This window comes from Celerinatantimonas sediminis, from assembly GCF_046054195.1.
Classification (GTDB): Bacteria; Pseudomonadota; Gammaproteobacteria; order Enterobacterales; family Celerinatantimonadaceae; genus Celerinatantimonas.
The window spans coordinates 102,380-115,520 of sequence record NZ_JBEQCS010000002.1 but is presented as its reverse complement, the minus strand read 5'-3'; the positions used below and the strand labels follow the sequence as shown (position 1 = coordinate 115,520).

General features: G+C 41.0%; 14 protein-coding genes and 1 pseudogene. 7 read left to right on the top strand and 8 right to left on the bottom strand.

Going from position 1 to position 13,141, the window contains the following annotated elements:
- Positions 1–16: 16 nt before the first annotated feature.
- The 6 genes from ABTQ23_RS02975 to ABTQ23_RS02950 all read right to left on the bottom strand — a co-directional run bounded on the left by ABTQ23_RS02975 (position 17) and on the right by ABTQ23_RS02950 (position 5,974).
- Positions 17–658 carry an epoxyqueuosine reductase QueH gene (locus ABTQ23_RS02975; RefSeq protein WP_408614150.1) on the bottom strand — a complete coding sequence of 214 codons (642 nt, stop codon included), beginning with the start codon at positions 656–658 and terminating at the stop codon, positions 17–19.
- Positions 659–780: 122 nt separating this feature from the next.
- Complete coding sequence (locus tag ABTQ23_RS02970; protein ID WP_408614149.1) at positions 781–2,424, bottom strand: phosphoethanolamine transferase; 1,644 nt, start codon at positions 2,422–2,424, stop codon at positions 781–783.
- Entirely contained in the window at positions 2,421–2,783 is a 363-nt protein-coding gene (locus ABTQ23_RS02965; protein ID WP_408614148.1) for a diacylglycerol kinase, read from the bottom strand. The genes ABTQ23_RS02970 and ABTQ23_RS02965 overlap by 4 nt, the downstream gene beginning before the upstream one ends.
- A 225-nt stretch (positions 2,784–3,008) precedes the next feature.
- Positions 3,009–4,106, bottom strand: coding sequence for a hypothetical protein (locus ABTQ23_RS02960; protein ID WP_408614147.1), 1,098 nt, complete (start codon positions 4,104–4,106; stop codon positions 3,009–3,011).
- Positions 4,107–4,268: 162 nt separating this feature from the next.
- Complete coding sequence (locus ABTQ23_RS02955; protein ID WP_408614146.1) at positions 4,269–4,481, bottom strand: hypothetical protein; 213 nt, start codon at positions 4,479–4,481, stop codon at positions 4,269–4,271.
- Complete coding sequence (locus ABTQ23_RS02950) at positions 4,478–5,974, bottom strand: sugar porter family MFS transporter (RefSeq protein WP_408614145.1); 1,497 nt, start codon at positions 5,972–5,974, stop codon at positions 4,478–4,480. The genes ABTQ23_RS02955 and ABTQ23_RS02950 overlap by 4 nt, the downstream gene beginning before the upstream one ends.
- A gap of 622 nt (positions 5,975–6,596) precedes the next feature.
- Here ABTQ23_RS02950 and ABTQ23_RS02945 point away from each other — a divergent pair.
- The 3 genes and pseudogenes from ABTQ23_RS02945 to ykgO all read left to right on the top strand — a co-directional run bounded on the left by ABTQ23_RS02945 (position 6,597) and on the right by ykgO (position 8,331).
- The gene (locus tag ABTQ23_RS02945; RefSeq protein ID WP_408614144.1) at positions 6,597–7,622 is read left to right on the top strand and encodes a Gfo/Idh/MocA family oxidoreductase; all 1,026 of its coding nucleotides are present in this window, start codon (positions 6,597–6,599) and stop codon (positions 7,620–7,622) included.
- A gap of 300 nt (positions 7,623–7,922) precedes the next feature.
- Positions 7,923–8,186, top strand: coding sequence for a type B 50S ribosomal protein L31 (locus ABTQ23_RS02940; protein ID WP_408614143.1), 264 nt, complete (start codon positions 7,923–7,925; stop codon positions 8,184–8,186).
- Between the two features lie 7 nt (positions 8,187–8,193).
- Positions 8,194–8,331, top strand: a pseudogene (gene ykgO, locus ABTQ23_RS02935) (type B 50S ribosomal protein L36).
- 49 nt (positions 8,332–8,380) lie between these two features.
- Here the strand turns inward: ykgO and ABTQ23_RS02930 are convergent.
- The gene (locus ABTQ23_RS02930; protein WP_408614142.1) at positions 8,381–9,259 is read right to left on the bottom strand and encodes a LysR family transcriptional regulator; all 879 of its coding nucleotides are present in this window, start codon (positions 9,257–9,259) and stop codon (positions 8,381–8,383) included.
- Positions 9,260–9,375: 116 nt separating this feature from the next.
- Between ABTQ23_RS02930 and ABTQ23_RS02925 the strand changes: the two genes are divergently transcribed.
- A complete protein-coding gene (locus tag ABTQ23_RS02925; protein ID WP_408614141.1) occupies positions 9,376–9,807 on the top strand; it encodes a VOC family protein in 432 nt (143 codons plus the stop codon).
- Positions 9,808–10,140: 333 nt separating this feature from the next.
- On the top strand, positions 10,141–10,914 hold the full coding sequence (gene map / locus ABTQ23_RS02920) for a type I methionyl aminopeptidase (RefSeq protein ID WP_408614140.1): 774 nt from the start codon (positions 10,141–10,143) through the stop codon (positions 10,912–10,914).
- 233 nt (positions 10,915–11,147) lie between these two features.
- On the opposite strand, the gene ABTQ23_RS02915 is transcribed toward map, so the two are convergent.
- On the bottom strand, positions 11,148–11,324 hold the full coding sequence (locus ABTQ23_RS02915) for a hypothetical protein (RefSeq protein ID WP_408614139.1): 177 nt from the start codon (positions 11,322–11,324) through the stop codon (positions 11,148–11,150).
- Between the two features lie 65 nt (positions 11,325–11,389).
- On the opposite strand from ABTQ23_RS02915, the gene ABTQ23_RS02910 reads away from it, so the two are divergent.
- Positions 11,390–12,169: an acetoin reductase gene (locus tag ABTQ23_RS02910; RefSeq protein WP_408614498.1), complete on the top strand. Its 780-nt coding sequence runs from the start codon at positions 11,390–11,392 to the stop codon at positions 12,167–12,169.
- 138 nt (positions 12,170–12,307) lie between these two features.
- Positions 12,308–13,021: an AraC family transcriptional regulator gene (locus ABTQ23_RS02905; protein WP_408614138.1), complete on the top strand. Its 714-nt coding sequence runs from the start codon at positions 12,308–12,310 to the stop codon at positions 13,019–13,021.
- The last annotated feature ends 120 nt before the right edge of the window (positions 13,022–13,141 follow it).

Here is a 13,141-nt window from a genome sequence, read left to right as displayed (position 1 = left end):
TGGTGCAAGGCGGTATTTATTGGTAATATTCAGAGCCAATATCAATCACATCAAGCCCCTTTATTTTCCGCCATTTGTTGGTGTCGCGCAGTGAATAGACACAACCACAGTACTGTTGCTGGTAGAAATGCTCTTGTTTGGCAAGTTCCACCATGCGTTGCGAACCGCCTTTTTTGCGCCAGTTAAATGACCAATAGTGAAGATTAGGGTAGGCGGTTGCGGCTTTTTCTCCACATTGGTGAACTTGTTCTAGATTTTTCCAACGGGAGATCCCAAGCGTTGAGCTGAACAATTCGAAATGATGTTGATGGGCAAATCGAGCTGTTTGTTCTAAGCGAATATCAAAACAAAGTGTACAGCGTTGGCCTCGTTCTGGTTCATGCGCTAAATCTTTGGTGCGTTTTAGCCATGTTTTAGCATCATAGTCACCATCAATTAAGGTCACTCCGAGTTTTTTGGCAAAACGGATGTTTTGCTCTTTACGCAGTAGATACTCTTGTTGCGGTTGAATATTGGGGTTATAAAAATAGACCGTGACATCAATATCAGCTTCTACCAGTCGCTCAAGGATGCTTGCAGAACATGGTGCACAGCAAGAATGTAGTAAAAGACGTTGGGCATGATTGGGTAGCGTTAAAGCAAAATCAGTTTTGGACATGTTCACAGATACAATTTATTGAAAACAAATCAATTTTGAACGATACAGCTTTGTGACGATATGATGTAAACCAATAAAATAGAGTAAAAGAAGAGGAGCATTTAGCTCCTCTGTAAGATAAGTTAGTTTCGACAAGGTTTAAAGATATCTTGCTGCGCTCGATAGATGGCAGTTTTTACATCCATGATCCCTAAGAGAGAGTCGAACAAGTTATCTTGGCTAAAGTGGTCAGTCTTTTTCGAGTAAGATTTCATACATGTTAGGCTTATCCCTTGTTCTTTTTGGATATCTGGTGATAGCCAAACCATTAGCGGGACCCGGCGTTGATAAATTGGGGCAAAGCTGTAAGGGGCTCCGTGTAAGAAAATCCCATCTTCACCGAGTGATTCACCGTGATCGGACATATAAATCAGTGCGGTGTTAAATTGATTCGCTTTACCTTTGAGTTTGTCGATTAATGATTTCACCACAAAGTCAGTGTATCGCAAGCTATTATCGTAGGTATTTTTGATTTGCTCTACGGAACAGTTTTCGATATCTGCTCGGTTACAGTTTGGTTTGAAATAGCCCATGTCAGCGGGATAGCGTCGATAGTAGGTCGGACCGTGGCTGCCGATTAAATGCAATACGATAACCCGGTTACCTTTCATATCGCTTATCTGTTGATCAAGGTTATTTAAGAGTGCCATATCGTAGCAGGTCGAGCCATCACATAGTGGTGACTTCTGTTTCGGATCGAGCGTGATTTCTTTGATGTGCTGCGCGACTTTTTTATCGCCGCCATCGTTTTCTTTCCATAAAACATCAATCCCTGCGCGCTCAAATATATCTAAAACGTTATCCTGACGAGGCGCTTTAGCCAGATTGAGGTCTTTTCTGTTCATGCGAGAGAACATACATGGCACAGAGATAGCCGTGGCAGTGCCACAACTGGCTGCATCTTTAAAACGGATCATATTTGGCAGATTATTGGTATAGGGTGTCGTGTCACGTTGATAGCCATTTACCTGATAGTTTTGGGCGCGAGCTGTTTCACCTAATACCATGATGAGCAACGTTGGCTTGCTTTTCGCTTGAGCAAGGGCATTTGCTGTTTGGTGGGCATCTAAAGCAAGTTTGGTATAAGGGATTGGTTTGGTGAAATAGGTTCGGTTTAGATATTGAATGGTGCTATGGATAAAGCTTGCTGGCACCATTCGATCGCCTAGGTATTTGTTGTTGCGCACAACCGATGCGTAATCTTGATAAAACATCGAGGCAATCAGCACAATGCCGGCGGCACTGGCAACAATATACAGAACTTTTTTGAGCACAAACTTAATGACTGATTCTTTTTTAATGCGAATACATGAAAAAATAATCGATGGCAAAATACCAATGACTGCAAACCATAGCAGAGCAAACCAACTTGAATACGATAGCGCTTCGCTAGAGTCGGTTTCGAAAATGTTTTGGATCATATTGCGGTCAAAGAAGATGCCGTAGTTATATTCGGCAAAGAACAACGCACATGACAACAAAATCAAGATGACCGCAATAGGCTTAGTGATAAACGGCCACGTGATTGCATTAAAAATAATGTTGTAGGCAAAGATGAAGAAGAATGGAATCGAGATAACAAAGCCAACACTAAAATCATCCAGCTTTGCAAGGATGTGAAAGATATCTGTGTAGATAGCAATGTTGGGGATCAGAGTAATAAACACTGACAACAAAAGCGTGTAATTTGCGTTAGATAGCTTTAAGTTAGAAAAGAAGTTTTTCATACGATTAAAATAGTTACCCAAGTAAAGATGGCCAAAAAGATAGCGAGTAAAACGGCCATGGAACCGAGGTCTTTGGCCATTTTGCTGTATTCATTCCAATCGGTACCGATACGGTCAACGACAGCTTCAATCGCAGAATTAATGACTTCTGTAATTAAAATTCCGGTTAAACTCATGACCAGTAGCACTTGTTCTACCGCTGAAATAGGAAGAAACCCCGTTAGGATCATCAGCGGCAGGCAACAGCAAATTTCTTGACGAAAAGCTGCTTCTCTCCAGGCATATTTAAGCCCTTGAATCGAATAACCTGTGGCATAAACGATTCGTTTAATTCCTTTATGTGTATAAGTGTCACTCATCTTAGAAGTACCGATATTGCCGCGTATCTACGCACGATTCCTTATCATGAGCGCTAGTGTATTTAGCCAAGCTTAAGAATGACTTAAGGAAAGAAAAATTTGATAGCTAATAGATATGGCGAAGCTAAGAGCTAAGTAAGCTTGCAGCAATGCACGCTTACTTAGTCATGATTTGGGCAAAACAGGCTTTGTATATGATTGATATGTATGTATTTTTTTAGTTAGCTAATAATGCCGAAGGCGCTGAACTAACTTATCCATATCGATAAAGCGGTAGGTAAACTTGCGATAGTGGGTGATGATTGGGGTCTGCGCTTGGATTTTCTGCTGCACTTCTTTTTCGACTTTATTGACCCGAGCTTTGAGCACATCGGATGTATAAGGGCCTTTGCCTGTGAGTTTTTCTGGCGAGTGATAGTGCTGGTTTTTTAAGTGTTCTATATCCGTATACTTGCCATAGTCGGGCCAGGTCTTGCCAAGTGATTTCAATTTTGTGATGACATAATCACTGCTTAAATGGCCGCTTAAATCGGCTTTTTCTAAATCCCAAAACTGATCTGCCTGCCATTTTGATTGATAGCTGTAGGGCATTGTTAGTGTCTGAGTATCAGTGATACTAAAGTTAGAAATGCCACTTTTGAAGGTCGTTATCTTTTGGCCGTGTTTATCTTTTAAGGTCAACTCAAAATCAAGCTCATTGATGGGCGTTTTCATGTGGTTAGTAAACTTAAATAGCATCAAATAAACACCTTGTCTGGGAATGATTCGGGCCACTTCAATGCTTACTTTTTTCTTCACTTCATTTTGAATTTTTCGCCGATTAAGTGCTAAAAATTCAATCTTCTTCTGTTGCGCTAGGTTGTAGCTGTCTACTTTTTTATATAAAGATAAATACTTTAATCGATAGGATTCTGTCAGTTGCTGGCGCTTGTCCAGTTCAGAGAAAATTTTACGCAAAGTTACGTGTTTAGCTTCAAAGTCTTCAAAGATAGCTTTGCGAATTCGATTAAAATCTGCTGAATCCACAAGGTCATCTTGGTCGCGAGGCTGATGCGCGTTGATGAAATTTTTTCGATAGCTGTCTTTGCCTTGAGTGATTGTTTTTAGTTCTAGTAAAAACAATGCTTGCGGCTTGCTAAGCTGAGGTTTTTTTTGGCCAACAATGGCAATAATCTGGGCGACATTACCTTCATTTATGACCGTATCAAGGTATTTAGCAGGGTCTACCTTGTGCTCTTGGCATCCTTGCAGGAGCAATAAAACAAAAGCGATGAATCCACAAAAAGTGAACTGGCGATACGTATTAGACTTCCTTTCCTGCATTGACAATCCTATTGGTAAAAAAGCAAAGGCGTCAATTTACCATATTTACTGGTTTGTCACTATTGGGGATAACCAAGGGTACTTGTAATCAATTGTTAGCGAGAAAAGCTCTTAGATTAGAACCTTAAAAACTCACAAACAATGGATTACAAGCCAGGAACATTAGCTAAATGATGGTTTTTGCTGAGTCATGGATTTTGCTTTAAGCGCAGGGGCTTTAGTTGTTCCCGATTTCGGCGCATTTGGTCCTTTGGGTTCAGCTGCTAACTGCTGGTATCCCACTTGAGGCTGAATGGATGCCCCATGCAGGAGGATTGCTTTGGATATCGATTGCTTCATTAACTGTAATAAATTTTTCATTAGTGAAGTACTCATTTATTGGTCTCCCATAATTTGATGAACTCAAAGCCTTTACGCAGTGACAGCGATTTAGAGCGGTCACGTTTGGCATAGTTGAGTACATGCGATTCCATTTTTTCTAACTGAACGCCATTGGTTTCAGGCAGGAATCGATAGATGAATGGAATGGATGCAGCCATGATTGCTGCAAATAACCACATTGAAAATGCGCCATGAAAATGTGCGTTTAACCAAGGGTTATCGTTAAGGATTGGAAAGACTAAGCCAATCACAAAGTTACTTAGCCACAGCGATGTTACTGCCAGTGACATGCCTAACGAGCGCATTCGGTTGGGGAATAGTTCCGAGATGACAATCCATGCGCCAAGTCCCCATGAAAAGGAGAAACACAGCATAAATATAAGCATCCCTGAGAGGGTGAAATACCCACTCGTAATAGCTGCCTGACCTGTTAGACCTGCTGAGTTGTACATAAAGTAAGAGGTGATTAGAAGGCCAATAACAGCGCCTACCGAGCCCATTTTTAGCATTGGGATTCGGCCAACTTTATCCATTAGCATTGAGCCAATATAGGTTCCGATAAGTTGGAAAACACCAATCCAGATAGTTAAGAACAGAGCCGTTTCATTGTTACCTGTGACTTTGTTTAAAACAACTGGGGCAAAGTACATCATGACATTTACGCCACTGGCTTGCTGAATCATGGCAACCGTGCAGGCGATAAACGCAAAGAACCAAAATCTTCCTTGCTTAATCAGGGTATTGGCTGAATCTTGCTGAGCTTTCGAGGTATTTTCTTTTAGTGAAACCTCGATATCTTTAAGCATTTTTTCGGCGTAATTTTCACCACCAATTTTTTTCAATGTTTTCGCGGCTCGATGGCTTTTGCCGGTGCTGAGTAACCAACGTGGAGACTCAGGAATAAATAGTGCAAACAGACAAAACGCTAAACAGGGGATAGCTTCAGAACCGATCATGATTCGCCACCCGACATCTGAAAGCCATTGATCGGTTGCCCCTTTAGCAATGAGAAAGTTCACAATGAAAATAACGACCTGGCCACCGACAATTGCAAAGTTCTGCATACCTAAAGCTCGACCTCTGATCTCTTTAGGTGAAACTTCACTCATATACATGGGTGATACAGTGGAGGCGATACCAACAGCAAAGCCGCCAATCATCCGATAAATAATGAACCAAACAAAACTGCCGACTAAGGCCGCGCCAATTGCAGAAATGGTAAAGAGTAGAGCCGCAAGTAATAGTGCTTTTTTACGGCCGAGTTTTTGTGCTAAGTGCCCAGAGATAAAGGCCCCAGCGATACAACCAATTGCAACGTTAGAAACAGCCCAACCAACGCCAACAGAAGAGAGATGAAAAAATTGTTTAATCGGCATGATCGCACCGGAAATAACCGCTGTGTCATAGCCCAATAGCAAACCACCTAAAGCGGCAACACCGCAGATCATTAATATATAGCGCAGATTATAATTAGTTCTAATACTCATTGATGATCCTCATCATTTCAAAAAACAAAATTGAAATTACGCTTAACCTAAAAGTCCTTGTTCCGTGATTAATATTGATAATATCTAAAGGACTAACGGGCTAAATAATGAGGCAGTCAGGGAAGAATAAAGGGGATAATAAAATGTGTAATGAGATTATGCAGGCGCAACTCTGATTTTGATGTGGATAAGATAAAAATATTATTCTTTCGACAAATCAAAACTTTCTTCCTCTGTGACTAGTACATATTTACCCTAACACACTGAAAAATTAATTTCTAATCTGGATAAAAAATAATCACAGTTAAGGTGTCGAATTGTGTTTGTAACATATTGATTTTAAATGTAAAAATAATATTTTAATGAAGGGTTAAATTTATCGTTAAAAACGTCTAAATAGTGGTTATTGCAAATGAAATAGTAAAAAAATCTAGGAAAAATACTTATCAAATTTGTTTGAAAAGGTATGCTGATAATAGTTCTGGAACTCTAAAAATTGGCTCAAAATAATCATCAGTTTCTTAGCGTTGATATTAGTTTGGCCGATGTATTAGGATTTACTAAATATTCGAATGTACTGATATAAATCGTGGATTGGAAATCAATTAAATAGAGGAATTATATGCGCATTGGTTTAGTTGGCTATGGAGATGGAGGGCGGTATTTTCATGCTCCATTTATTTGTGCTGCTGAGAATGTAGAACTTGCAGCAATTGTGGCTCGTTCTGAAAGTAAAATAAAAGCAATTCACAGTGATTATCCTAATGTTCCTGTTTATAGCTCTTTAGCAGAAATGACCGCATCTGAATCACTTGATGCGGTGACGATTTCAACTCCTCCTCATACTCGCCGAGAACTCGTGCTAGAAGCGATTGGCGCAGGCTTGCATGTCGTTGCGGATAAACCTTTTGCTCCTAATGCCGAAGTGGGTCGTGAAATGGCTAACGCGGCCAAAGAAAAAGGGGTTTTGCTGGGCGCGTTTCACAATCGTCGTTGGGATAGTGACGTTCAAACATTGCGTCAGGTTTTAGCTCAAAATAAATTGGGCAAGATTTGGCGAATGCATTCGCGTTTAGATTGCGACGATCCGTTATCGTTAGAAGCCGGGCCTAACGGTGGTTTATTGCGTGATTTGGGAAGTCACGTTGTTGATCAAGCCTATTATTTGCTTGGGCCGGTCAGTGCTGTTTATGCACATTTAGATGAAATTGAAATGACTCAGGGGCCGACCAACGCCAGTTTTGTGTTGACGCTAACCCATGCCAGTGGTGCGACCTCTTATGTTAGTGCGAGTAAAATCAACCGGATCGCGGCCAAAGAGTTTATCGTGTATGGCGAAAAGGGCAGTTATTATTCATCCGCAACCGATGTTCAGGCTGAAGCGTTATTTGCTGGCAAACGGCCTATTGACGATCCGCAAGGTTGGGGATACGAGCAGCCTTCTCACCTACCTGTTTTGCGAACGCAAGAGGGGGAACAAACGGTTGCATCTGTACCTGGTCGCTATCACGATTATTACTCACAATTTGCTAAAGCAGTGACTGGTGAGGGTGATTTACCGGTGAGTGCGGAGCAGGCTATTGAGATTTTGAAAATTTTAGATGCGGCTATTGAAAGTGCACGCTTGAATCAAGTGGTTAAGATTTAATAATTCAACATGGTTTAAACGCTTTTCTGTATAACCTTCGTATATTCATTCGTCCCGCATCGCATTGCGGGGCGAATTTCTTGTCCTATTTTCCCATCGTTTTTTCTATTGTTCCCGCTTTTTTATTGCGAAAAAATTTCTAGATTATCTTGATTGGTCCGTATGAGTGTAGGGCTGAGCCAATCGGGTGAGTGAAATATTTGTCCATGATTATTTTCTGTTGATTTTGTAAATGAGAAGTATTATCATTTAATTATTGATTGTTACCTTATAACATATTTTAACGCGTCCGAGGCCTGCATGAAACCGAACATCCATCCTGAATATCAAACGGTTGTCTTTCATGACACCAGTGTTGATGAGTATTTTTTAGTTGGCTCAACTTTGCAAACTAATCAACGTATCGAATACAAAGGGAAAACGTACCCGTATTTTACAGTTGATGTCTCTTCTTCATCCCATCCTTTTTACACAGGTAAACAGCGTCAGGTGAGTAAAGAGGGTCGAGTTGCTAACTTTAACCGTCGTTTTGCGCATTTAACTGCAGCTAAAGCTAAGGATTAACAGCACTATGAAAGTGTTAACTTCCCTTAAGAGCGCTAAAAATCGCAGCCCTGATTGTTAAGTTGTGAAACGTCGCGGGCGGGTATTTGTTATCTGTAAAAGCAATCCACGCTTTAAAGCGGTTCAAGGCAAACGTAAAAAATAACTGAGGCAATTTTTAATTGCTAAGCGCTTTTGATAGGTAACCCGATAAGTTACTCCCGCTTATCGAATGAATTAGCGCTTAACAGCTCAATTAGATATTTAGCTGGTGCACTTAATAGTGGATTGAAGCGATGTAATATGCCGATTTCCCGATAAAATTGATGATGGCCCAATTGGATTGCGCGGATTCCTTTGGGCCATTTTTGATTTGGCCTAGTTTTCGGCACTAAAGCGATGCCTAATCCTTGAGCCACTAAATCGGTAATTGATTCTAGCTCATCTGTTTCGCAAATATCGTGCACCTTGATTCGCATCTGGATAAGAAACTGCTCGATTTGACGTCCGCCATAAGACGCTCGATGGTAGCGAATAAATGGCTCTTCACTGAGCCAGCGTAGCCAATCATTACTATCATGAGTTCGAGCCGTGATGAGCTCAAATGGCTCTTTGGCCAGTTCAATCCAGTTTAAATTGGTATCAAGAGCAAACGGTGGGCGGATCATGGCCGCCAACTCAATTGCGCCACTATCGACTTCGTTGAGAAGATTTGCCGAAACACCTGGGGTTATCTGCAAATTACACTGGGTAAATTTTTGGTAAAAATCAGCCAGCACTGGCGTAAGCAGGGCATGCTGAATGGATGCAATGGAGCCAATCTTGAGCTGGCGAGGATTATCCTGATCTTTAAGCTCATGGCCTAAAGTTTGATAAATCGCTAACAGTTGCTGTGCTTGCTGGAGTAACTGTTGTCCCTTCACATTGATTCGGGCACTGCGGCCACTACGTTCGAAAAGAGTGACACCTAAGTTACTTTCAAGACGCTGCATTTGGGCACTGACAGCCGCTTGGGTGAGCCCTAATTGTGCACCAGCGGCGGCAAAACTACCTTCGCGAGCAACGGCAACCAATGTTTTGAGTTCTTTAATCATATACAAATAAAATTTGAGTTTAGCTCAAATATATATCGTTTTTATTTTTGATACATCTTTTATACGATAGTTCAACATTTAGTTAATAAATCGTTGTGCCATTAGGAGCCTAAAAGATGTCGATTTCTCCCTTTCATTTAGCAGTGCCTGTTTATGATTTACCGCTTGCTCGTAAGTTTTACGGCGAAGTATTCGGATGTGAAGAAGGGCGCTCTAGCGAACATTGGGTTGATTTTAACTTTTTTGGTCATCAGTTGGTGATCCATGAGCACCCAAAAACTCAGGCTCAAGAAGACGCCCATGCCCATACCAGTTCAGTTGATGGTCACAATGTTCCTGTTCCTCATTTTGGGGTGGCTCTGCCATGGAATGAGTGGGAAGCATTAGCCGAACGCTTGCGCTCATTTAACGTGAAATTTGAAATTGAACCGTATGTTCGTTTTAAAGGATTAGTGGGGGAGCAAGGCACCATGTTTCTGTTTGACCCATGTGGCAATGCCCTTGAATTTAAATCGTTCCAAGATATGGATCAGTTATTTGCTAAGTAATTAATTTTGACATTCCCTGTCTACTGATAGTTTTTTCATATTCTATCCCTTTTGTCTGAATAGTCTGTTTGCTCGGATTATTCAGACTTTTTTATTCTCTTTTTATCATTGCGTTTATTTAATAAAACCATTCATATCTGCTAATAACACTATTAAATATAGGGTTAAATGGGGATGCTTGGCGCTTAAGTAATTAACTAGAAGCGGTATAAAAAATTATTAAGTAAATGTATAATACAGCTCATAGTAAACTCATTTTCAATGATCATAACGGCCCGCTTAAGCGGTTTTGCTGTGAGTCTGTTTATTGTACAAAAAAGGTATGATGTAGCCATGGATCAACAAGTTGTCATTAAAACAGCTGAAGAAATAGAATTAATGAAAGAGTCTTGCCGCTTGTTGGCGAGTGTTTTCACGATGTTGGACGATTTCGTACGCCCTGGCGTGACCACGATGGCGATTAATGATCGCGTGGAAGATTATATCGTTAATGAGCTTAAGTCTCGCCCCGCCAGTAAAGGCCAGTACGATTATCCCTATGTTTTAAATGCGTCGGTAAACGAAGTGATCTGTCATGGAATGCCTAGTGAATATCGGCTTAAGGGTCGCGATATCGTGAATTTAGATATCACTCTGGAAAAAAATGGTTTAATTGCCGATTCCAGTAAAATGTATGTGATGCCAGAGGCATCGCCGCTGGCAAAACGGTTGGTGAGCAAAACTTACGAAGCCATGTGGAAGGGAATTGAGCAGGTCAAGCCAGGCGCAACTTTAGGGGATATCGGCCATGCAATTCAGCAGCATGCGGAAAATGCTGGATATAGTGTGGTGCGTGAATATTGCGGCCATGGTGTGGGCCGAGAAATGCATGAATCACCGCAGGTCCTACATTACGGTACGAAAGGCACAGGGCTTAAGTTGCAGCCCGGGATGATTTTTACTATCGAGCCAATGATTAACCAAGGCGGCCCTAAACTTAAAACCAAAAAGGATGGTTGGACAGTTGTCACTCGCGATAAAAAATTGTCAGCTCAGTGGGAGCATACAATTTTAGTCACCAATGATGGTTATGAAGCGCTAACATTGCGCCCTGAAGAACAAATTTAATTGCGCTGTTATTTATACATGATAAGAAACTAGTTATATCTTTGCTGGTTTTTTATCTTTTAAATTAGCATTTATCTAAGATTATTTTCTGCTAAATAAAATGCGCTTATTTAAAACGATATTTTAATATCCTTAATACTGTTTAAATATTTTCTTATTCTGTCTACTGGTTCACAACTTTATATATTGCCCCGTATTTATTGGCTATTTATCACGCGCTAGTGAGTTTTAATTTATAGCAATCTTGTCACAATGGTTAAGTCAAACAGTTTAGTTGAGCCACCATATAAATGGCTTTTCATGACCAACTTACTGAATGGCAAAAACTGATAACGACTTTCAAGTTCTCCTATTTTCGCAAGCGGGCTGTTATCAGTTTGTAGCGATGACTCACTTTGCTTATTGGTCATACGTTTTTTCATACTGATAAGTCGAAGCTTACTCGAACAATCCACAATTATCTTAAGGAGATATGATGGCTATTTCTGGAAAAGTTGCGTTAGTTACAGGTTCCGGTCAAGGTATCGGGCGTGGAATTGCACTGCGGTTAGCAAAAGACGGAGCGGATATCGCTTTGGTTGACCTTAATGAAGAGAAAATTAAACAGGTCGCTGAAGAGGTGAAAGGATTAGGTCGTAAGGTAACTACGTTCAAAGCTGATATTAGCGATAAAGAACAGATCGTTGCCGCTATTGATCATGCTGAAAAAGAGTTGGGCGGATTTGATATCATGGTCAACAACGCTGGGATTTGCCAAGTTAATGCTCTTAGTGATGTAACTCCTGCTGAAGTTGAAAAAATCTTTAAAATTAATGTCCAAGGCACTTTGTGGGGAATTCAATCAGCCGCCGCCAAATTTATTGCTCTTGGTCATAAAGGCAAAATTATTAACGCCTCATCTATTGCCGGACACAATGGCTTTGCAATGTTAGGGATTTATTCTGCCACTAAATTTGCCGTGCGTGGCCTCACCCAGGCTGCGGCGCTTGAATATGCGAGCAAAGGCATTACCATTAACGCTTATTGCCCGGGTATTGTTGGCACTGATATGTGGGAAGAAATTGACCAGCGTTTTGCTGATTTAACAGGCGCTGCTAAAGGCGAAACGTATGATAAATTTGTTCAAGGTATTGCCTTGGGGCGCGCTGAAACCCCAGATGATGTGGCGGCATTCGTGAGCTATTTAGCAGGCCCTGATTCGGATTATATGACAGGTCAGGCGCCATTGATTGATGGCGGTATGGTTTATCGTTAATTAGAGCGCTTTATGTGGCATCAAGGGGCTTTTAGGCCCCTTTTTATGGCAACTTGTAAATTTTTGAGCCACTTTGAGGTTTAATCTGGTGTGCTCTTATGTATAATTTTTCATCATCCCTTTGGTTTTTCTTGTGTTGTGCCTATCCAAAATTCTCTGTCGATTCGCTCGTATAATTTAACCAAAAAGGGCCATAGCCATCCTTACCATCAACTGGTTTTACCGGTGATGGGCGGTATTAATATCGAGGTGGCTGATTTTTCAGGCAAGGTTTTGCCAGGGGAGTGTGTGGTCGTCAAGGCCGAACAAACACACTATTTTACCTCTGAGCCTAAGGCGCGGTTTGTGGTGGCCGACCTTAATCATCTGCCAGATAATATCGCCCAGACACAGGTAAGCGTTTTTAGTGTTTCTCAGCCATTACTGCATTATTTGCACTTTATTGATGAGCAGTTGAAATACCAGGTTAATCAAAGCATCGAAACATTAATGGTTGAGACCTTTGTTTGTCTGTTATCCGAACAATCTGTCATGAAACGTTTGGATCGCCGCATTCTCAATGTTCTGGAATATATTCAAACACACTTGGCCGAGCCGCTTAGTAATGAGCAGCTAGCTCATGTTGCGTGTTTAAGTCAGACCCAGTTTAAAAAATTATTTAAAGAACAAACGATGTTAACGGTGACGCAATACCTTACTAAGGCTCGCATGAACAAAGCCCAAGCATTGTTATTACACACCGATTACCCGATTCAGATTGTTGCCCAAGCAGTTGGTTATCAGGATCATGGTGCGTTTGGTCGCCGATTTCTTAAATATACGGGGCTAACGCCTTCACAATTTGCTCGCTAAGAGTGTCTATTAAACCTATAAGAGTGTCCAATTGGCATAATGTAAGGATATTTTTAAGCATAAACTAGCAGCTATGAGCAGATGGTTTGAGATGTAATGATGTTAGGTAAAAGAATACGC